The sequence below is a fragment of the Phaeobacter sp. JH20_34 genome, from assembly GCF_048056095.1.
Lineage (GTDB): Bacteria > Pseudomonadota > Alphaproteobacteria > Rhodobacterales > Rhodobacteraceae > Phaeobacter > Phaeobacter bryozoorum.
On record NZ_JAYMWT010000001.1, the window covers coordinates 65,378 to 83,495 of the forward strand.

At 60.4% G+C, this 18,118-nt stretch carries 20 protein-coding genes, 1 tRNA gene and 1 pseudogene; 13 read left to right on the top strand and 9 right to left on the bottom strand.

Annotation, left to right across the window (positions count from 1 at the left end; all coding sequences use genetic code 11):
* Positions 1-17 precede the first annotated feature (17 nt).
* From VWZ81_RS00320 to VWZ81_RS00335, 4 genes and pseudogenes are all read left to right on the top strand, one after another.
* A complete protein-coding gene (locus VWZ81_RS00320; protein ID WP_416558261.1) occupies positions 18-503 on the top strand; it encodes a DUF995 domain-containing protein in 486 nt (161 codons plus the stop codon).
* Between the two features lie 103 nt (positions 504-606).
* Positions 607-683: transfer RNA gene (locus VWZ81_RS00325), tRNA-Arg, on the top strand.
* A gap of 165 nt (positions 684-848) precedes the next feature.
* Positions 849-1,079, top strand: a complete 231-nt coding sequence (locus VWZ81_RS00330; protein WP_416541729.1) for a helix-turn-helix domain-containing protein — start codon at positions 849-851, stop codon at positions 1,077-1,079.
* A 95-nt stretch (positions 1,080-1,174) separates the two neighbouring features.
* Positions 1,175-1,983, top strand: a pseudogene (locus VWZ81_RS00335) (IS3 family transposase).
* Between the two features lie 388 nt (positions 1,984-2,371).
* On the opposite strand, the gene VWZ81_RS00340 reads toward VWZ81_RS00335, so the two are convergent.
* Positions 2,372-2,959 (bottom strand): YceI family protein, encoded by a 588-nt coding sequence (locus tag VWZ81_RS00340; protein ID WP_416535447.1) that lies wholly within the window; start codon positions 2,957-2,959, stop codon positions 2,372-2,374.
* Positions 2,960-3,002: 43 nt separating this feature from the next.
* Positions 3,003-3,836, bottom strand: coding sequence for a nuclear transport factor 2 family protein (locus VWZ81_RS00345; RefSeq protein ID WP_416541730.1), 834 nt, complete (start codon positions 3,834-3,836; stop codon positions 3,003-3,005).
* Positions 3,837-3,941: 105 nt separating this feature from the next.
* Between VWZ81_RS00345 and VWZ81_RS00350 the strand changes: the two genes are divergently transcribed.
* Complete coding sequence (locus VWZ81_RS00350; protein ID WP_340547645.1) at positions 3,942-4,316, top strand: winged helix-turn-helix transcriptional regulator; 375 nt, start codon at positions 3,942-3,944, stop codon at positions 4,314-4,316.
* Between the two features lie 28 nt (positions 4,317-4,344).
* Here VWZ81_RS00350 and VWZ81_RS00355 read toward each other — a convergent pair whose 3' ends face one another.
* Positions 4,345-5,745 carry an aldehyde dehydrogenase family protein gene (locus tag VWZ81_RS00355; RefSeq protein ID WP_416541731.1) on the bottom strand — a complete coding sequence of 467 codons (1,401 nt, stop codon included), beginning with the start codon at positions 5,743-5,745 and terminating at the stop codon, positions 4,345-4,347.
* A gap of 23 nt (positions 5,746-5,768) precedes the next feature.
* Positions 5,769-6,146 carry a nuclear transport factor 2 family protein gene (locus tag VWZ81_RS00360; RefSeq protein WP_416541732.1) on the bottom strand — a complete coding sequence of 126 codons (378 nt, stop codon included), beginning with the start codon at positions 6,144-6,146 and terminating at the stop codon, positions 5,769-5,771.
* 139 nt (positions 6,147-6,285) lie between these two features.
* On the opposite strand from VWZ81_RS00360, the gene VWZ81_RS00365 reads away from it, so the two are divergent.
* The 8 genes from VWZ81_RS00365 (at position 6,286) to VWZ81_RS00400 (ending at position 14,401) form a co-directional block, all read left to right on the top strand.
* Positions 6,286-7,233 (top strand): helix-turn-helix transcriptional regulator, encoded by a 948-nt coding sequence (locus VWZ81_RS00365; protein ID WP_416541733.1) that lies wholly within the window; start codon positions 6,286-6,288, stop codon positions 7,231-7,233.
* 180 nt (positions 7,234-7,413) lie between these two features.
* Positions 7,414-8,694 carry an ABC transporter substrate-binding protein gene (locus tag VWZ81_RS00370; RefSeq protein ID WP_416541734.1) on the top strand — a complete coding sequence of 427 codons (1,281 nt, stop codon included), beginning with the start codon at positions 7,414-7,416 and terminating at the stop codon, positions 8,692-8,694.
* A 3-nt stretch (positions 8,695-8,697) separates the two neighbouring features.
* Positions 8,698-9,411: an ABC transporter ATP-binding protein gene (locus VWZ81_RS00375; RefSeq protein WP_416537994.1), complete on the top strand. Its 714-nt coding sequence runs from the start codon at positions 8,698-8,700 to the stop codon at positions 9,409-9,411.
* Positions 9,408-10,112, top strand: a complete 705-nt coding sequence (locus VWZ81_RS00380) for an ABC transporter ATP-binding protein (RefSeq protein ID WP_416541735.1) — start codon at positions 9,408-9,410, stop codon at positions 10,110-10,112. The genes VWZ81_RS00375 and VWZ81_RS00380 overlap by 4 nt, the downstream gene beginning before the upstream one ends.
* Positions 10,109-10,978, top strand: coding sequence for a branched-chain amino acid ABC transporter permease (locus VWZ81_RS00385; RefSeq protein ID WP_416541736.1), 870 nt, complete (start codon positions 10,109-10,111; stop codon positions 10,976-10,978). The genes VWZ81_RS00380 and VWZ81_RS00385 overlap by 4 nt, the downstream gene beginning before the upstream one ends.
* Positions 10,975-11,901 carry a branched-chain amino acid ABC transporter permease gene (locus tag VWZ81_RS00390; RefSeq protein ID WP_416537997.1) on the top strand — a complete coding sequence of 309 codons (927 nt, stop codon included), beginning with the start codon at positions 10,975-10,977 and terminating at the stop codon, positions 11,899-11,901. Before VWZ81_RS00385 ends, VWZ81_RS00390 begins: the two co-directional genes overlap by 4 nt.
* 32 nt (positions 11,902-11,933) lie before the next feature.
* Entirely contained in the window at positions 11,934-13,262 is a 1,329-nt protein-coding gene (locus VWZ81_RS00395; RefSeq protein ID WP_416537998.1) for an outer membrane beta-barrel protein, read from the top strand.
* Positions 13,263-13,288: 26 nt separating this feature from the next.
* Positions 13,289-14,401, top strand: a complete 1,113-nt coding sequence (locus VWZ81_RS00400; protein ID WP_416541737.1) for a class II histone deacetylase — start codon at positions 13,289-13,291, stop codon at positions 14,399-14,401.
* Positions 14,402-14,578: 177 nt separating this feature from the next.
* Here VWZ81_RS00400 and VWZ81_RS00405 read toward each other — a convergent pair whose 3' ends face one another.
* The 5 genes from VWZ81_RS00405 to VWZ81_RS00425 are packed head-to-tail and all read right to left on the bottom strand — an operon-like array spanning position 14,579 to position 18,115.
* The gene (locus tag VWZ81_RS00405; protein WP_340547655.1) at positions 14,579-15,079 is read right to left on the bottom strand and encodes a DUF3299 domain-containing protein; all 501 of its coding nucleotides are present in this window, start codon (positions 15,077-15,079) and stop codon (positions 14,579-14,581) included.
* Positions 15,080-15,101: 22 nt separating this feature from the next.
* The gene (locus VWZ81_RS00410) at positions 15,102-16,352 is read right to left on the bottom strand and encodes an ABC transporter permease (protein WP_416541738.1); all 1,251 of its coding nucleotides are present in this window, start codon (positions 16,350-16,352) and stop codon (positions 15,102-15,104) included.
* Entirely contained in the window at positions 16,349-17,044 is a 696-nt protein-coding gene (locus tag VWZ81_RS00415; protein WP_416541739.1) for an ABC transporter ATP-binding protein, read from the bottom strand. The genes VWZ81_RS00410 and VWZ81_RS00415 overlap by 4 nt, the downstream gene beginning before the upstream one ends.
* A 6-nt stretch (positions 17,045-17,050) precedes the next feature.
* Positions 17,051-17,704: a zinc uptake protein ZrgA gene (gene zrgA, locus VWZ81_RS00420; RefSeq protein WP_416541740.1), complete on the bottom strand. Its 654-nt coding sequence runs from the start codon at positions 17,702-17,704 to the stop codon at positions 17,051-17,053.
* 24 nt (positions 17,705-17,728) lie between these two features.
* Entirely contained in the window at positions 17,729-18,115 is a 387-nt protein-coding gene (locus VWZ81_RS00425) for a Fur family transcriptional regulator (RefSeq protein ID WP_340547659.1), read from the bottom strand.
* Positions 18,116-18,118 lie beyond the last annotated feature (3 nt).

An 18,118-nucleotide genomic window follows, 5' to 3' on the forward strand; every position in this document is an offset into this window, starting at 1 on the left:
ACCCGAGGAGGTAAATGATGACTAGTGTTAAACGTAACCTGATTGCTGCGGCGCTGCTTTGCACTCTACCTGCGGTGACATCCGCAGACCCGTTGCCGCGCAGTGCAAAAATTGCCAATCCGCAGAAAATTGCAAAAATATACTCGGGAAAGACTGAACTCTGGACCAACAACTGCGGCGGAGGCATCTATTTCGCACCGGGCGGTCAGGCGCGCGCCTGGTGTGCCGACCGAAGCGATAACCTGGGCGCAGGAACCTGGGCGGTCGATGCAAACGGGCAGATGTGCCAGGATCTCGTTTGGTACTACCCAAGCGGACGCCGTGCCGGAGCCAGCTCGAACGACAAATCCTGCATCAGCCATGTGGTTGACGCCTGGGGTGTCATCTGGCGAAGCTGGCCGAACGATCCCGAATGGTGGCCGATGGGGAAAGATGCGGGTCTCGTCCGTGGATATAAATTCCAGGCCCAGGTTCAACAGACCCGGTCCAAACTGGGGTTCTGATTGATCCGGGTAAGAAGCCGTTTCAGGGGTCAGCCAAAAAAAGGGCCGACCCCTCGCTTTTGACTTGCACCCCCGCGCCGCTACGCTTAAACCCCGCCGGAGTGGACCGATAGCTCAGCTGGATAGAGTACTTGACTACGAATCAAGGGGTCGGGGGTTCGAATCCTCCTCGGTCCGCCACTTTCCCCATTTGTATGACGTCAGAGGTGTTTGACTTTTCCGTCACATCATTGACCCAACAGAGTCCCGGCCGAACTCATCCGCCGCAACATTCAGCCAGCATCCGAACACTGCTCGCTGGCGTTCCGTGTTGTCCTAAAACTTGCGCTACGTCATTGTGCCAACATGCGTCAGCCCACAAAACAACAGTTAGATCGACTTGAACGCCTCAGGGCCGATCTTCGCGTCCGGGGAAGCTCTCTCACAAAGATCGCCCGCGAATTGGGCGTGACTGACTCTGCTGTCACTTTGGTAGGAAAAAGAATGTGTCGATCTGCGAAGATTGAGCAGGCTTTGGCGGACGCTTTACAAACTACGCGAGAGCAGCTTTTCCCTGATCTTTGCGAAGAGAGATAGAGCGGCCATTAGATTTGGCCCGAGAAATATGGACAGTTGAGCTAGGTGGATTTTCCGCTCCTGATCCGGCAGCGTGCTGGGACGAAGGAGCAACGATGGCAAGGCGATCCAGACAGAACCACAGCCCGGCATTCAAGGCGAAAGTCGCATTGTCAGCTTTGAAGGGCGACAAAACGATGAGCGAATTGGCGACGCAGTTTGACGTTCACCCAAATCAGATCAAGCAATGGAATGACCAGCTCCTAGACGGCGTGACAGACGTTTTTGACGACAAGCCGAAGGCGTCGAAGGAGCTCGAGATCGATGTGAAATCGTTGCACGCGACGATAGGCCAGTTGACGCTGGAAAACGATTTTTTGGGCGAAGCGCTCGCCAAGGCCGGTCTGCTAAGAACGCATGCTGTGACACGGCCAAACCAGGTCTGGCGATGGACATTACCTACATCCCCATGGCGCGCGGATTTGTTTATCTCGTTGCGGTGCTGGACTGGTTCAGCCGAAAGATTCTGGTCTGGCGATTGTCGACAACGCTGGAAACCGGCCCGGGCATCGAGGCTTTGAAAGATGCCTTGCGCGGTCATGGCAAGCCCGAGATCATGAACACGGATCAGGGCAGCCAGTTCACGTCCATCGACTTCATCAAGACGCTGAAGGACGCGGGCATCCAGATCAGCATGGATGGCAAAGGTGCGTGGCGGGACGACGTCTTTGTCGAACGGCTGTGGCGGACGATCAAATACGAGGAGGTCTACCTGCGCGCGTATGAAAGCGTGTCAGCAGCCCGCGAGAGCCTGTGCCGATATCTGGCGTTCTATAACAGCAGGAGGCCGCACTCATCGCTGGACGGGCAGACGCCCGATCAGGCCTATCTCAAACCGTTGCGACAAATCCCGGTCGCAGCATAATCGAGCGGGAAATCTACCTACGAAACGGCCGGAAACTGTTCAAACGACCCGAACCACCTCTGCTTAGGGTGTCCAGTCGCTTGAAGAACCTTAGAATGCGTTGCAGCTGTGCGGCTCCTTTGACTTAGAACGCTCGCTAAGCTTGCTGCAGCGCAGTAAAGCGCAAGTGATTACCTACGTTCTGAATGGTCAATAACTGAACAGCACGATGGATGTCGGCTTCAGGCATTTCGCGAACCCTTGATTCGCAGCCGCAAGCTGTGACCAATTCCATGGTGGATATACTCCATTATGGACCGTCTCGCTGAATCTACCAGTCTGATGTGCAGACTCCGACCCCGAAGCTGGCGCCCCGGCGTCGGTATATTTGGTATATTGAGACCTGAGCTTATTCGGCAGCTTTAAGCTCGGTGTCGATTTCGATGGTCAGCTGGCCCACCGGGATGCTGCTGCCGACGCCGAAATCTGCCGGGTCGATTGTGCCCGACGCGGAGAAAGCCACCCAGTCGCCTTTGTAGTAATCAAAGAACTGACCGACCGGATGCGCGCCAAGGTGTGTCAGGCGGGCCTCAAGCATCACCGGTTTGGTGACACCGTGCAAGGTCAGATCGCCGGTAATCTCGGCTGTATCCTCACCGGTGAGTTTTACACCGGTGCTGGTAAAGGTGATCTCCGGATAGGTGCCTGCGTCCAGGAAATCCGGACTTTTGGCATGTTGATCAAGCGCCTCGACACCGGAGAAGAAGCTGTCCGTTGCGATGGCCGCTGTGACGCTGGCGGTCTCCGGGTTTGCAGGATCCAGTTCCAGCGTGCCGCTGACCGCAGTGAATTCGCCGTGCTGCATTGAGACGCCGGCGTGGTTCCAGCCCACGCGAACCTCAGTGTGGCCAGGATCTGTCTTGTAAGTTGCTGCAGCGGCTGCGCCTGTCATGATGGCAAGAGCGGCGAGGGCGCTGAGAAAGTGGATTTTGGTCATTGCGTATCCTTTCCGTTGGACGTGAAGTTAAAGGGGTTGTGAATCAAAACATGCCGTTGCCGTGGGCGAATTCGGCGGGGATTTCCTGCACCGCGTCCCAATGCTCGGCGATCAGCCCGTCCTCGACGCGCCAGAGGTCATAGAAAGCGGTGGGTTTGCCGTCGTAGATGCCTGCAGCTTGGGTCATTACGAAATTGCCTTCAGCCACCACGTTGTGCAGTTCGGTGTAGCCGAAGGAGATTTCGTTCTCGGCCAGATAGGCGATGAACCCCTTCAGCCCGTCGCGGGTGTCTGGCACATAAGGATTGTGCTGCATGTAATCGGCGCGGATGTAGTCGTCGATCCTGGCAAGGTCGCCGCCCATCAGCACGTCGGTGACGAGGCCGGTAACCAGTGCCTTGTTGGCTTCGGTCTTGTCCAGATCTGTGATTTCGGTGGTGCCATCAATCATGGAACGGCCGCTGGCGGTCTCAGTCACTTCATCCTGGATCGCATCCCAATGCTCTACCAGCTTGCCGTCTTCAAAGCGGAACAGGTCGATGATCACCTTCGGCCCGAAGAATTCCGCTGTCTGATGGATCACCACAAAGCTGTCATCACCGAACACCCGGATGGGGTTGACCTGCACGGGCGGATCCAGCGTTTCAAGGAAGTCCACAAAGCCCAACAGCCCTTCGCGCCCATCGGCGGCCTGCGGGTTGTGCTGGATGTAATTCTCGGCGACATGCGCGCGGATAAACTCGCGGTCGCCTTTGGCGAGGCCCTGCTCAAGAAGAGCCCGGGCGGTGGCCTTGTTTTCTGCGGGATCAGCGGCTGCAGAGGTTGCTACGGCTGCGGCCAGCACCGCTGTTGTTGCCGCTTTCTCGAAAATGGTCATTCAAGTCTCCTTCGTGGCTGTTGCCTGAGTCGGTCACATAAGTTACTATTAAGAAGTGTGGTTCCTATGTGGAAGAAGGCACTTTTTAGTAACTAAGGAAAATTCATGAAGCGGCGTGAGGAAATCGAACGAGAGCTGGGGCTGGATCTTTGCCCGATCCGAACCGTGCTGGCGCAGATCAGCGGCAAATGGAGCCTGCTGGTGATCCTGTTGCTGCGGGACGGGGAATACCGGTTTTCAGAAATTCAACGGGCAATCCCCGATGTTTCGCAGCGGATGCTGACCCAGACCCTGCGGCAGCTAGAACGCGATGGGCTGGTGGCGCGCAAGGTCACACCGGTGATCCCGCCGCGGGTTGATTATGCCATTACCGAGCTGGGCAGATCCTTGTTTGACCCTATCGGCGCGATGGCCGCCTGGGCGGTAGAGAAGCACCCGGAAATCATGACTGCAAGGGAACGCTACGACAACGCAGGATAGGGCCGGGGCTGCGACCCCGGCCGCCCGTTCAGGTGAACACCACTTGGATATCGGTGTATTCTGCCAGTCCTTCCTCGCCGAATTCCACGCCGAGGCCGGAGGATTTCACCCCGCCGAATGGCGCGTTGGGCTGGATTGCCCCGTGCTTGTTGATCCAGACTGAGCCGCACTCCAGTCGTGCCGCCACTGTTCGCGCCTTGGCAATATCGCTGGACCAGACCGATCCGCCCAGCCCGTTGGGGCTGTCATTGGCGGCTGCAATCGCCTCCTCAACGTCACGGAATTTGATAACCGGCAGGGCTGGACCGAACTGCTCCTCATCCACCAGCGCATCACCATTGGCGAGGCCGGCAATGATGGTCGGCTCAAAAAACAGCCCTTCACCAGGGTTGCCGCCCAGCAGCAACTGGCCTTTATCGCGGGCCGCGGCTACGAGACGGGACACCTTGGCGTGCTGCATCGGATTTTGCAGCGGGCCAAGGATGGAGGACTCGTCGGATCCCGGACCCACAGGAATGGTGCGGGCAAATTCCACCAGCGCGGCACAGACTGCATCGTGAATGTCTTCATGCACATAAAGGCGCTTCAGCGCAGCGCAGGTCTGGCCGTTGTTGATGAAGGCGCCCCAGAACAGCCCCTCGGCGATTGCTTGCGGATCGGCGTCCGGCAGCACGATGCCCGCGTCATTGCCGCCCATTTCCAGCGTCAGCCGCTTCATTGTCGGCGCGGCCGAGGCCATGATCTTCTCGCCCGTTGCACAAGAGCCGGTGAAGACAATTTTGCGGATCCCCGGATGGGCAGACATTGCTGCCCCCAGGTTGTCAGTCTGGTCGTCGCCGGTGATACAATTAAGAACACCCGCTGGCAGCACCTCGTTCAGCAAAGCCACAAGCCGCAGCGTGCTGAGCGGAGTCAGCGGCGAGGGTTTTATCACCACGGTATTGCCGGTCCGCAGCGCGGGCAGAATGTGCCAAATCGCAATCATCACCGGGTAGTTCCAAGGGGTGATCGAGCCGACGACACCAAGCGGTTTGCGATGCAGCTCAATCCGACCTTCGGCGTCTTCCTGCAGAACTTTGACCGGCAGCGACAGCTGAGCGGTGTAACCGGCCCAGGCCTGAGCTCCACCCATCTCAAAACGTGATCCGAGGCCATTGAGCGGCTTGCCCTGTTCGGCGGTGATTAGCTGCGCGAGCTCCTCGGCGTGCTCCGCGATCTTGTCCGTGACGGCTTCGCAATAGCACCGCAGTTCGGTGTCGGGCAGCTGCGACCAGCTGGCAAAGGCTGCTTGCGCGGCTGCCACCGCACGATCCAGGTCCGCCAGCGTTCCGTTTGGTGCTTGGCCTGCCAGCCCGCCTGCCGGGTTGGCAACGTCGAAACTGGCGGCAGCTGGCGCGGGCGCGCCGCCGATTGTCATCTCAAATGTCATAGGGTGTCCTCCTTGGCTGCAGGTCAGGCGGCGGGCATGAAATAGTCCATATGGACCTTCCAGCCGTCGTCACCGTTCTGCCAGACAACCACATAGGCCAGATGGATATCGGCTGCGCCCTCGGCCCGCGGCGTCAGTACCACGCGGCCTGTCTCAATCGCGCTGCAGCCTTCTTGCTGCACCGATGTTGTTGAGAGCTGGGCCAACTTCATGTCTTGCACCGCGCCCAGGAAGTAGGCTGAGGCACCGTCGCGCCCGGTAAAGGTTCCGATCCCCTGGCCAATCACCACCGGGTCGGCGGTGTAGTAGCCCTCCACCAGCGCGGCGACATCGCCAGCGGCAAAGTCCGCCTCGAACTGGCGCGACTTCTCGGCGATCACGTCTTTCAGGGTTGCAGTCATGGTGTAATCCTCCCTTGGATTTGCGCATGCCCTCGGCAGTCCCGGGGTGCTGACGCCAACGCTAGCCAGGGAAAGGGAGGTGCAGTATAGTGCAGATGCACTATGTGTTTGGCAGCTTGGCGCGGGATACCCGGACCCCATGAACCGCTATGATCTAAGTGAATTTGTACTGAGCCTGATGGACAAGGCCAACACCCACACGCCGCTGCATTTCCAGCAGTACATGATCGGGCTGATGCGCGGCATTACGGTGTTTGATTCCGCCTGGTGGGGCTGGTCGGTGTTCCGGGGCGGCAAGATCGCCATGGTCCATACGATGGTCAGCGGTTTGCCGGAGGGGTTCGAGCCCAAGGTCAAAGCGCATCTGGTGAATGACCCCTTTGTGCGCACCGGCCGTTCCCTGAAACGGTACGCCCGGTCGCTGTCGGTCGAGGATGCTGTGACAGATCCCGGGTTTAAGGTCTTCGCCGAGGAATTCGATCTGACTCAGATGCTGAACGGCCATTGCAAGGTGCGCGAAGGGCCGTTCAACTTTTTCATGTCGCTTTACCGGCATGGCCAGAAGCCAGCCTTTACCGACACAGAGACTGCGGATTTTCTGGCCATCCTACGGCATCTGGAGCAGGCGTTGTCGATGTGCTTACAGCTGGACCTAGGATTGCGGGTGGACCCCTGCAACGAATGGGCGCTGCTGGACCATGAGGGCGAATTGTTCTTGTGCTCTTCCGGCTTCAATGCGGCGGTGAAAGACGGGCTTGAGCCGGGGCAGAAGCCGACGGCCATGATGCGGGAACTGGCGGGTCATACTGTGATCACCGCGCCCTCCGGGACGACCTTCGGCCGCTCCCGTTACTCTGACGACCTTTGGCTGATTTCGGCACAGCCGGTCAGCCCCCTGAGCCGCCTGTCCCCGAAGGAACGCCATGTTGCGGAGCTGCTGATTTCCGGCGCGACGATGCGGGCGATTGCCGAAGACGTCGGCGTTTCGGTCAATACCGTGCGGAATCAGGCGGCCTCCATCTATCGGAAAACCGGCGTTCACAGCAAAGTCGAACTGCTGCGACTGGCGGGCAGCCAGCTGCGCTAGAGCTGCACCCGTAGCGTTTCAGGCACCTTCATTCCTTCGCTATGCCGCTGATTTCATGTGGCTCCATCGACGTTCCTGCGAGCGCTGCAAAGCTGTAAACAATCCGGTCGATGATAGTGCATATGCACTATGTCTGAGCCGCGGGCCCTTCCGTACCGTTTTGGAAAAGGGAGGATCACCATGACCAAACTCACATCTTTCAGCCGCCGCAGTTTCCTCGCCGGAACGGCCGCCGCAACCGGCGCACTGGCGATGCCGTCCATTGCAACCGCCGCCTCCAAGAAGGTGCGGATCGGATTCATCTCGCCGCTGAGCGGACCGCGCGCCTCGTTCGGGACATCGGATCAGTGGATGGTCGACAGCATCCGCAAGCAGCTGGAGGGCGGGCTGAACGCTGGCGGCAGCACCCATGAAGTCGAGATCATCGTGAAGGACAATCAGTCCAACATGAACCGGTCGATCTCTGCGGGCAATGAGCTGATCCTGCGCGATCAGGTCGATATGCTGCTGATCAACGACGGCGATGCGGCGGTGGCTTTGGGCGAGATCGCCGATATTCATGGCATCCCGACGATGAGCACGATGCAGCCCTGGCAAGCCTGGATGTTCCCGCGCGGCTCCAACCCGGAACAGGGCTTTCCCTGGACCTTCCATTTCTTTTGGGGCGCAGATGACGCCATGAGCACCTTTGTGCGGCTTTGGGATCAGATCGACACCAACAAGAGCGTTGGCGATTTCTATCTCGACAACCCGGTCGGACAGGCCTTTGCCGATCCGGCGATGGGGTTGCCTGGCTTCATCGAGCGGGGCGGTTATTCGCGTACCGATGGCGGCATGTTCAAGATCGACGCGGATGACTATTCCGCTCAGGTCAGCCGTTTCCGCGACGCCAGCGCCGATATTGTGACCGGCTTCGGCTTCCCGCCGCATTGGATCACCTTCTGGAATCAGGCGGGGCAGGCGGGCTACACCCCCAAGGCCTGCACCTTTGCTGCGGCCTTTCTGTTCCCACAGGCGATTGAAGCGATGGGCGCGCGCGGCGATGGCATGACGACTGAGGTCTGGTGGACCCCGAATATGCCCTTCGCCTCCTCCTTCACCGGGCAAAGCGCCCGCGAACTGGCCGGTGCCTGGGAAGCAGACAGCAACGCGCAATGGGTGCAGACGCTGGGCTACAGCCATGCGCTGTTCGAGGTGGGCCTGAATGCGCTGGTGCAGTCCGGCGCCCCCAAGGACCGCGCCGCAGTCCGCGACGTGTTTGCTGCCACAAAAATGGACACGGTTGTGGGGCCGGTGGATTTTGCCTCCAGCCCTGTCAAAAACGTGGCGAAGACCCAGCTGGCGGGCGGCCAGTGGCGCAAGTCCTCGGGCAAGCATGCGTTTGAACTGGTGATTACCGAAAACACCCTCGCGCCTGACATTCGCGTCGAAAGCGAAACCATCGCACTGCCCAAGGTCTGAGCCATGTTGGAAGCACGCAATCTCAGCAAGGCGTTTGGCGGCCTGCGGGTGATCGAGGATGTCTCGGTCACCGTCGCACCGGGCAGCTGCCTTGGGATCATGGGGGGCAATGGCGCGGGCAAGAGCACGTTCTTTGACCTCTTGACCGACGTCACACGCGCCGATGGCGGATCGGTCCATGTGGCAGGGCGGGATGTAACCGGGCTGGACACAGCCGGGCGGGTCCGTGCCGGGCTGGCACGTGCCTTTCAGGTGCCGCGCGCATTTGCCTCTCTCAGCGTTCAAGAGACACTCTATCTGGCACAGCACGCAAGCCACGGCATCGCGCCCAAGGCCGCACGGGCGCGGGTGGAGGAGATCCTGGAGATCACCGGTCTGGGACCACACCGCAACAATCCCGGCACCGCGCTGCGGTTGTTGGACCGCAAACGGCTCGAACTGGCAAAGGCGCTGGCCTCTGATCCCAAAGTGATCCTGCTGGACGAGGTGTCCGGCGGGCTGACCGATCAGGAAACCGCCGAGATGGTGCTACTGGTCAAGCGGCTGAAGGAAGCGGGGCTGGCGGTCCTGTGGATTGAGCATATCGCCCACGCACTGCAGGAAGCGTCTGACAGGATCATGATGCTGGCGCTGGGGCGCAAGCTGATTGAGGACCGCCCGGAGGTGGTTGCAGCCGACCCGCAGGTGCGCGCGCTGTATCTGGGGGCGGCGGCATGACCCTGTTGCAGATGCAGAACCTGACCGCGCGCTATGGCGATTTCCAGGCCCTGTTTGGAATTGATGCGCATGTAGCCAAGGGCGAGACCGTCGCGCTGATCGGTGCCAATGGCGCGGGAAAGACCACGCTGCTGCGGGCGATTGCAGGCTTGGGCACACGCGAGGCGGGGCAGCTGACCTTTGCCGGGCAGGACATTCTGGCGCTGGATCCCGGCGCGCTGGCGCAGCGCGGCATTGCCATGGTGCCGGAAGGCCGTCGGCTGTTTCCCAGCCTGACCGTGGCGGAAAACCTGATGATCGGCGGCGATGTCGGACGGCGCGGCCACTGGACCCTGCCGCGGGTGCTGCAGCTGTTCGACGAAATCGCGCCGATGGCGCAGCGACCTGCAGGTCTGCTGTCGGGCGGCCAGCAGCAAATGGTGGCCATCGGCCGCGCGCTGATGACCAACCCGGAGCTTTTGCTGGTGGATGAGGCCTCCCTCGGGCTGGCGCCGGTGATTGTTGATCGGGTGTATGAGGCTTTGGCCGACCTCAAGGCGCGCGGCACCACAATTGTGCTGGTCGAACAGGATATCCGCAGGGCGCTGGCAGCCTCTGACCGTTTCTACTGCCTGCTGGCAGGGCAAGTGTCGCTGGCAGGCGCTTCGGATGGTGCCTGTTTCGAGCAGGTGAGTCAGGCCTATTTCGGAGAGAACCAATGAGCACAGCCATAGAAATCCTGATGAACGGGCTGTTCCTGGGCGGGCTCTATGCGCTGTTCGGGCTGGGGCTGTCGCTGATCTTCGGTGTCATGCGAATTGCCAATATTGCTCATGGAGAGCTGGCCATTGCCGGCGCGCTGGCGCTGTTTACCCTCAGCGCGGACTGGCCGGTCAGCCCATTTCTGCTGATGCCGCTGGTCTGCCTGGGCGCTTTCGCCTTTGGCTGGCTGCTGCAGACCCAGCTGCTGAACCGGGTGCTGAGCCCCGATCCGATGCCCGCGCTGCTGGTCACCTTCGGCCTGTCGGTGGTGATGCAGAATGCGATGGTCGGCTTATACGGCGCCAACAGCCGCAGCATCGACCTAGGCGCGGTCAAAACCGCCAATCTCACCATTGCTGGCCAGACAATCGGCTGGCTGCCGCTGGGCATCTTTCTGCTGTCGCTGTCGCTGTTCGGCGGGCTGCATCTGATCCTGAGCAAAACCCGGCTGGGCCGTGCCGTGCGCGCAACCTCTGATGATGCGGAAACCGTGGCGCTGTTTGCAATCCGCCGCCGGCGCATCTTTGCCATTGCCATGGCAGTCTCCGCCGCCTGTGCGGCGCTGGCAGGAATGCTGCTGGCCTCACGCAGTTCGATCACGCCGTTTTCCGGTGCGGAGCGGCTGCTCATCGCCTTTGAGGTGATCGTGATCGGCGGCCTTGGCTCAATCTGGGCCAGCTATCTTGGCGGCATCGCCCTGGCGCTGGTGCATGTGGCGGGCTTCTACTTTGATCCGGCGTCGGGGCTGCTCTACGGGCACCTGCTTCTGCTGGTCTTCCTTCTCATCCGCCCGCAGGGGCTTGCCGGAAAGGTGGTGACACGATGACCCGCGCTATTCTTGCCCTTTTGCTGACGGCACTTACCGCCGCGCCTTTTGCGCTGAATGCAGGCGGGCTGGCGCTGCTGACCGAAATGCTGGTGCTGCTGGCCATCGCCCAAAGCTGGAACCTGCTGGCGGGTTATGGCGGCCTCCTGTCGCTTGGCCACCACGCTTTTGTCGCCACCGGGGCGTACCTCTTGTTTGCTGTCACACGGGACCTGCCTGTCTCTCCCTACATCATGGTCCCGTTGTCCGGGGCCGGGGCGGCGCTGCTGGCGCTTGCCCTGACCCCGGTTCTGTTCCGCCTGCGCGAGGTCTATTTCGCCATCGGCATGTGGGTGGCGGCAGAGATCATAAAAATCGTTGTCGGCCGGCTGGACTACTTCGGAAGCTCGTCCGGCCTGCCGCTTTATGCGGCTCGGCGGATCGACACCAGCTGGCTGCCCGCGTCGGCGCACTGGTTTGCGCTGGCACTGTCCGCGGGGCTGTGTCTGGGGCTGTGGCTGCTGCAGCAAAGCCCCTATGGCCTGCATGTCCATGCGATGCGCGATGACGAAACCGCCGCCCGCTCGCTGGGGGTGAAAACCCGGCGGATCAAAGGGACCATCTTTGTCCTTTCGGCGGCGGGGTGCGGCATGGCCGGCGCCATCAGTTTTCTTGGCACGCTCTATGTCTCGCCAATCGCCGCCTTCGACATCAACTGGACGGTGAACGCGATCTTTATCTGCGTTATCGGCGGGCTTGGCACCATCCGCGGCCCGGTGCTGGGCGTGCTGCTGTTCGTTCTCCTGCGGGAGGGGCTCGCCGCCTATCCCGGCTGGAGCCAGATTGCCCTCGGCCTCATCGCGGTTGCGGTGATGCTGTTGGCGCCGCGGGGGCTGAGCGGCCTGCTGGACCGCCTGCTCCCCAATATCAGAAGGGCCGTCTGAGGCCTGCAAGACCATACCTTCAGGAGGGGAAAATGAAGAAGAGTTTGACGCTGGCCGCCTGGCTGGCCGGATCACTGCTGCCTGCCGCTACCCGTGCTCAGGATGCGCCGCCACCGGACGCCTACGGCTCCTTGTTCCGCAGCATCGCGGGTGACGGCCTGGAAAAGAACCACCGTATTGGTGTCTTGGGCTGGGTGGATGCAACCGCCATCACGGCGTCCAGCACTGGCGTGGACGGAGCGCTCGGCAATGGCGCGTTCTTCTCCGGCGAGGAGGGGCTGAACCTCAACCAGCTGGGATTGGTGTTCTGCCGCGGCATCAGCTGCCCCGGTCCGCTGGCCGGCCGCCCGCAAGGCGTTATCGCCCGGGTCGGCCCGTTTCCGGGGCCGCGCGGCGAGCAGGTGGAGTTCGGTTTCAATATCACCGCGACCTATGGGAGGGATTCCGACTTCTTCCGTACTGCGGGGTTTGACGACTTCACCTCCGATCTGGACGATGACAACAAGCTGGCCTTCCCGCAGGCCTATGCTGAGGTCTATCTGCCGGTGCTGGGCGGCACCACGGTCTTGGCGGGGAACTTCCTGTCGCCAGTCTCTGGTAAGGAAATCGGCCTGCCGTTCACCCCGCCCAACTGGTTTTCCACCCATACCTACAGCCTGCAGCATGGGCCTGGGACCCATACCGGCGTGCTGATCAGCTCTCGTCTGCCCACGCGGGAGGGAGCCGGACTCTGGGGCTTTGAGCTGGGCGCCGTGACCGGCTGGAGCACGGTGGAAGACAGCCGCCTGACGCTGATCGGCGCGCTGCGCTGGCGCAGTGCGGATTTCCGAACCTGGGTCGACTTCGAGGCGATCTATGGAAACGGCGAGGGCGATGCCTACGGCCCGTCCCGCGGCGGTTCCGCCTATATCGCGCTCAGCAGCACCGGTGAACGGCTCGACCGGGCGGCGGCCTACCTGACGGTTGGCCATCAGGTGAACCCTGATCTGTCCCTGGCTTTTGAGGCCAGCTACGGCTTTCAGGAGGGCGGCGATATTCCGGCCCCCGGCGCGATCACCCAGAAAAGCGAATGGTACGGCCTCAATGCCCAGGCCCGTTACCAGCTTGCGGACAATCTGCACCTGAACGGGCGTGCCGAATGGTTTCGCGACGACAACGCCGCCAACATCCTGTGGGCCGCGAACGGCGCCACCGGCGGCAATGTCTATGCGGTGACGGCGGGGCTGGAGTGGCAGGCAACCCCCGCGCTGCGGATCCGGCCAGAGCTTCGCTACGACACCTATGACGGCGGCGGCACACTGTTTGGCGGCGGCCGCAACGACCAGTTCACCGCGCTGCTGAACGCAACGCTGCGCTTCTGAAACCTGCACATCGAGGAGAGACGACAATGCCGGGTACAGGATTTTACTTTGACGAGCATTGCCTGTGGCACACCACTGGCGAACACGCGCTGATCATGCCGGTCGGGGGCTGGGTGCAGCCGCCCGCTGGCGCCGGTCACGCGGAATCGCCAGAATCCAAGCGGCGGCTGAAGTCGCTGATGGATGTGTCCGGACTGACCGCCCAACTGGGCGTGCAGTCCGCCCGGCCCGTCACCGAATGCGAAATGGCGCGAGTCCACAGCAGTGACTACATTGAGCGTTTCAAGGCGCTCAGCGATGCGGGCGGCGGAAACGCTGGTCTGTTCTCACCTTTCGGAGCTGGCAGCTACGAAATTGCCGCGCTGTCGGCCGGGCTGGCGCGACAGGCGGTTTTCGATGTGCTGGACGGGACCTATCAGAACGCCTATGCCCTGTCGCGCCCGCCGGGCCACCATGCCGGGCGCGACGGCTCCATGGGCTTCTGCCTGCTGGCCAATATCCCGATCGCCATCGAGGCTGCGAAGGCTGAAAAGGGGCTGGGCCGGGTGGCAGTGCTGGATTGGGATGTGCATCACGGCAACGGCACGCAGGACATATTTTATGAGCGCGGTGATGTTCTGACGATTTCGATTCACCAGCAAAGCTGCTTCCCACCTGGCTCCGGCTTGGGGGAGGAGCGCGGCGCGGGAGCAGGAGCCGACTGCAACTTGAACGTGGAGCTGCTGCCGGGCGCAGGCCACCAGTCTTACGCCGATGCGATGGAGCTGCTGGTGTTGCCCGCGCTTTACGAATTCAAACCGGATCTGATCATCATCGCCTGCGGGCTGGATGCCAATAACTTCGATCCGCTCAGCCGAATGACGGCCCACAGCGGCACATTCGCCTATCTCACCCGCACGGTGATGAAGGCCGCGCGCGATCTATGTGGTGGCAGACTGGTTGCGGTACATGAAGGCGGCTACGCGGAGGCGGTGGTTCCCTTCTGTGCGCACGAAGTGATCGCGACGATGGCAGGCATCAAGAGCGATGTCGAAGACCCCTTCCGCGGCGTTGCCGAGGCCAACCAGCCCGCAGCCGATTTCGTCGAATTTCAGCGGAACCGGCTGATAAAGTTCGCGGAGCAGATTGCATCAACATAGTCAGGAGCTCTGGCTCACGGCGCCGGCCGGTTTCCTGGTCTTCGCCTCACCGCTCAATTGCAAGACTACCCCGCGATCACACGCGGCAGTTTGTTAAAAAGTAACTGCGACCGATTGGGCTTCAAGCGGGGTATTCTTGCCTCGCTTGGAGCTTTCGGAAAACGGCGAGCTGCTTCATCACCAGACGTAGACCTCCATCTTGTCGGCGGCTATGGAATAGCCCGTTTGGCCAAGCGCGGTAGATTGCAGTTGCGTCCGCAGTGTTCCCGTAACCCAAACCGGATCCCAGAGCTGATCCCCCGGCCATGGTTCTGTCGCGGTGACCATCACAAGCTGGTTAGCCGGGGGCGGGGGCGTATGGATGCAGGCGCCGACATAGGGCACCAGCATGAACTCCGTCACGCCCTTTGCTCCGACGTCGAAGGGGATGATGAAACCTGGCATCTTGATATACACACCGTTCAGCTCTTCGTTCAGCTTCGTCGCATTTGCGTCGTAGATCGGCCGCCAAGTGTCATTCTCAACGTCCATATCGCCTTCGCCGGTGATCTCCGAATAGGGAACTCCCGGCGGGATCAGGTCATCCCACATGATCTCGCGCGGCGTCGCTGCAGAGGCCACCGTTGGGGCAACCACTGATCCAGACAAGAGCATCAACGCCGTTCTGCGGTTCATCATTTGGTCCACCTCGCTTAGTCCACTACGTCCTTACCATCATACCATCGGCAACGGACATTCTATAGGCTCTCATCGCAGGTATGAGGCTGACAACCATGCCGGCACAGATAACGCTCAGAATGACCCAAAACTCGCGCAGTGTTGGCGCATCAATCGGCAACCACAAGCCAAGCGCGCTGTCGAGAAGGGGTTGGGAGATGATCAACCCTACATATACCAACCCCAATCCAAGTGTTGCCCCGAGAGTGGCCATCATCATCGCCTCCAACACCAGCAGGCTAAGTATTGTTAGCGGACCTGCACCCATCGCGCGAAAGATCGCCATTTCGCGGCGCCGTTCATTCAGACTGGAAAAGATCGTGGCCATCATTCCAATCAGCGCGGTCACAACCACCATAGCCGAGACTGCAACAAGCGCGGTTTCGGCTATGCCAACAATACCCCATAGCTCTTGCAAAGCCACACCCGGCAGGATCGCCAGCAACGGCTCTTCGCGATATTCGTTGATGGAACGTTGCAGAGAAAATGTCTGGAGCGGGCTTTTGACACTGACGAGGGCCGCCGTTATCGCTTTCGGTGTCAGGTCCATCTGACGGATGACATCCACCGGCGTCGCCTGACCGGGGATCTGTGCGCCACTCTGCCAGTCGACATGGATGGCTTCTATTGCCTCCATGCTTATGATGACGGTACGGTCAACCGGCGTACCGGTCTTTCCCAGAATTCCAGAGACCCGGAATGGCTGATCTTTGTGTTCGGTGAAAGACGCAAGGCCATGCGCCACGATGATCGGGTCGCCGACCTTGTAACCCAATGCGGACGCGACGTCGGCCCCAACCACCGCATCAAAAAGATCATCCATGACGGCGCCATTTGCCAGCGTCAACGACCTGCCTTGCCGATATCTATAATGCTCAAAAAACTCTTGGGTGGTGCCCATCACACGGAACTGCCGGTGGCTGTCGCCAAGGGAGATCGGCACAATCCAGTCCACATCGGACCGGCCCGCGATGTCCTGATAGCTTTGCCAGCTGACGTTGTTTGTCGCATTCCCTATACGAAATACTGAGTAGAGCAACAACTGCACAGATCCCGAGCGGGCGCCGACAATCAGATCGGTCCCGGAAATCGTGTCGGCAAAGCTCGCCTTGGCCCCGGTTCGCACCTTTTCGACGCCAAGAAAAAGGGCGACCGACAAAGCGATAGCGAGGATTGTCATGCCCACCGTCAGCGCACGCGCAAACAGCGACGCAATCGCCAGCCGCAAAATCATGATACACCTTTCTGAACTTCGGCGATGTCCTCAAGGGTGATGACCCGGTCGAACCTTTTGCCCAGACGGGGATCATGACTCACCATCAATAGTGAAGAGCCCGTAGACGCAGTCTGTGTGAACAGCACATCGAGAAAGGCGTACTGGGCGTTGCTATCGAGGGCAGAGGTCGGCTCATCCGCGATGATCAGTGGGGGCTGGCCAATCAAGGCACGGGCCACCGCGACGCGTTGTTGCTGACCCACGCTGAGCGTCCTGGCCTTTGCGTTGATAAGATGCTCCGGCAGACCCAGGGCAGAACACAAGCGTGCTGCCTCCGCGGCGGGCTGGCTGACCCGCCTGCGGCGTGAGGGCGCAAAGCGGAGGGGCAGCAGGATATTGTCGATCACGGATCCAAATGGGAGCAAGTTGAACTGCTGGAAGATAACGCCGATATGCTCCGCCCTGAACGTATCTCTCGCGCCTCCGCTCAATCGGGAAATATCTCTGTCGGCAACAGAAATCTCGCCGCGATCCGGCAGGATTGTACCGCAGATCAATGACAGCAGCGTTGATTTTCCCGACCCGCTTTTGCCCAGAAGCAGGACTGTTTCACCCGCTGCAAGAGAGAATTGCGGAACACTCAGCGAGAACCCGGTTCGTCCGCGCCAACGATAGGCCAGTCCAGTGATTTCGAGCGTTGCATCCGTCACCTACGTTCAACGCTCCAACGTCAGGATCGGGGTGCCACGTTCGATCTGATATGCGTGCGCGCCGGATGCACCGACCAGTTGCACCTGAACCTTCTGCGCGTTGGGAAAGGCGTCGAAGTAAGCGAAGCTGATATTCGTCAGGGATGCAGGTTCGGCGCAGTTTAGCATGTAATTTGCATGAAACTCGGCGTGATCTGCTTCTTCGGTGTGATGCTCAGCATGGCCTTCATGCTCATGGTCATCATGCTTGTCGTCCGCGTGGTCTTCGTGGTCGTTATGACCGTGTTGGTTGTTATCATGCCCGGCATCTTCGGCATGATCCTCATGCACATCTTGACCGTGGTCACTGGCAGTCTCCAGCTTTGCGCTCGCCTCGCCAACGCTGCACCGAGCGGCGTCCGGCACAATGAACAGGGCCAACGGATCACTGAGCCGGGCGATTGCAGCATCAACTGCTGAACGATCCGCGGCACTCTTTGCGGCATGTTCAAACCCGACCAGGTCAGCTCCGGGCGCCTGGAACTCCATCAATACCGTGCTCCCGTCGATCGCAATGTTCAGCGTGCCAACGCCGTGTTCATGCGCGCCAAGTTGACGGGTGCCCTCGGCCAACGCCGGCAAGGCAGTAACGATTGCGAGAAGAGAGAGAGTTCGTTTCATAACAATGTCCAATGTGGAAAATGATCAGGCAGCACAGGTGCCACATAGGCCGTGGATTTCGACGATATGGCGCAGGGCTTTAAAGGCATTTCTATCGGTCAGTTCTGTAAGCTTCGGAAGCAGGTCACTGCCGTCGTGTTCCTCTACCGATCCGCAGTCTTCGCAGATGGCCAGAACAGGCACGCTTTCAGCATGGTCGCAGCGACAGGGGACAAAGGCGTTGATTGACTCAAGGCGATGCGCACGCCCCTGATCGGTCAGAGCCGACAGCGTACGATAGACTGTCGGCGGCGCAATACTTGGCTCGCTCAGCTGGAGCTGTTCAAGAATTTGATAGGCCGTCATCGGCCTGTCGCAGGCCTTCAACACGGTCAGGACATCTGATTGGCGTGTCGTTGCGCGTTTTCGCATGAT

Coding starts and splice junctions, on each gene's coding strand:
- VWZ81_RS00390 (WP_416537997.1), top strand. CDS start 10,975: ATGACCCGCGCTATTCTTGCCCTTTTGCTGACGGCACTTACCGCCGCG.
- VWZ81_RS00330 (WP_416541729.1), top strand. CDS start 849: ATGCGTCAGCCCACAAAACAACAGTTAGATCGACTTGAACGCCTCAGG.
- VWZ81_RS00345 (WP_416541730.1), bottom strand. CDS start 3,836: ATGACCATTTTCGAGAAAGCGGCAACAACAGCGGTGCTGGCCGCAGCC.
- VWZ81_RS00320 (WP_416558261.1), top strand. CDS start 18: ATGACTAGTGTTAAACGTAACCTGATTGCTGCGGCGCTGCTTTGCACT.
- VWZ81_RS00340 (WP_416535447.1), bottom strand. CDS start 2,959: ATGACCAAAATCCACTTTCTCAGCGCCCTCGCCGCTCTTGCCATCATG.
- zrgA (WP_416541740.1), bottom strand. CDS start 17,704: ATGAAACGAACTCTCTCTCTTCTCGCAATCGTTACTGCCTTGCCGGCG.
- VWZ81_RS00370 (WP_416541734.1), top strand. CDS start 7,414: ATGACCAAACTCACATCTTTCAGCCGCCGCAGTTTCCTCGCCGGAACG.
- VWZ81_RS00360 (WP_416541732.1), bottom strand. CDS start 6,146: ATGACTGCAACCCTGAAAGACGTGATCGCCGAGAAGTCGCGCCAGTTC.
- VWZ81_RS00385 (WP_416541736.1), top strand. CDS start 10,109: ATGAGCACAGCCATAGAAATCCTGATGAACGGGCTGTTCCTGGGCGGG.
- VWZ81_RS00395 (WP_416537998.1), top strand. CDS start 11,934: ATGAAGAAGAGTTTGACGCTGGCCGCCTGGCTGGCCGGATCACTGCTG.
- VWZ81_RS00400 (WP_416541737.1), top strand. CDS start 13,289: ATGCCGGGTACAGGATTTTACTTTGACGAGCATTGCCTGTGGCACACC.
- VWZ81_RS00410 (WP_416541738.1), bottom strand. CDS start 16,352: ATGATTTTGCGGCTGGCGATTGCGTCGCTGTTTGCGCGTGCGCTGACG.
- VWZ81_RS00350 (WP_340547645.1), top strand. CDS start 3,942: ATGAAGCGGCGTGAGGAAATCGAACGAGAGCTGGGGCTGGATCTTTGC.
- VWZ81_RS00425 (WP_340547659.1), bottom strand. CDS start 18,115: ATGCGAAAACGCGCAACGACACGCCAATCAGATGTCCTGACCGTGTTG.
- VWZ81_RS00365 (WP_416541733.1), top strand. CDS start 6,286: ATGAACCGCTATGATCTAAGTGAATTTGTACTGAGCCTGATGGACAAG.
- VWZ81_RS00355 (WP_416541731.1), bottom strand. CDS start 5,745: ATGACATTTGAGATGACAATCGGCGGCGCGCCCGCGCCAGCTGCCGCC.
- VWZ81_RS00380 (WP_416541735.1), top strand. CDS start 9,408: ATGACCCTGTTGCAGATGCAGAACCTGACCGCGCGCTATGGCGATTTC.
- VWZ81_RS00375 (WP_416537994.1), top strand. CDS start 8,698: ATGTTGGAAGCACGCAATCTCAGCAAGGCGTTTGGCGGCCTGCGGGTG.
- VWZ81_RS00405 (WP_340547655.1), bottom strand. CDS start 15,079: ATGATGAACCGCAGAACGGCGTTGATGCTCTTGTCTGGATCAGTGGTT.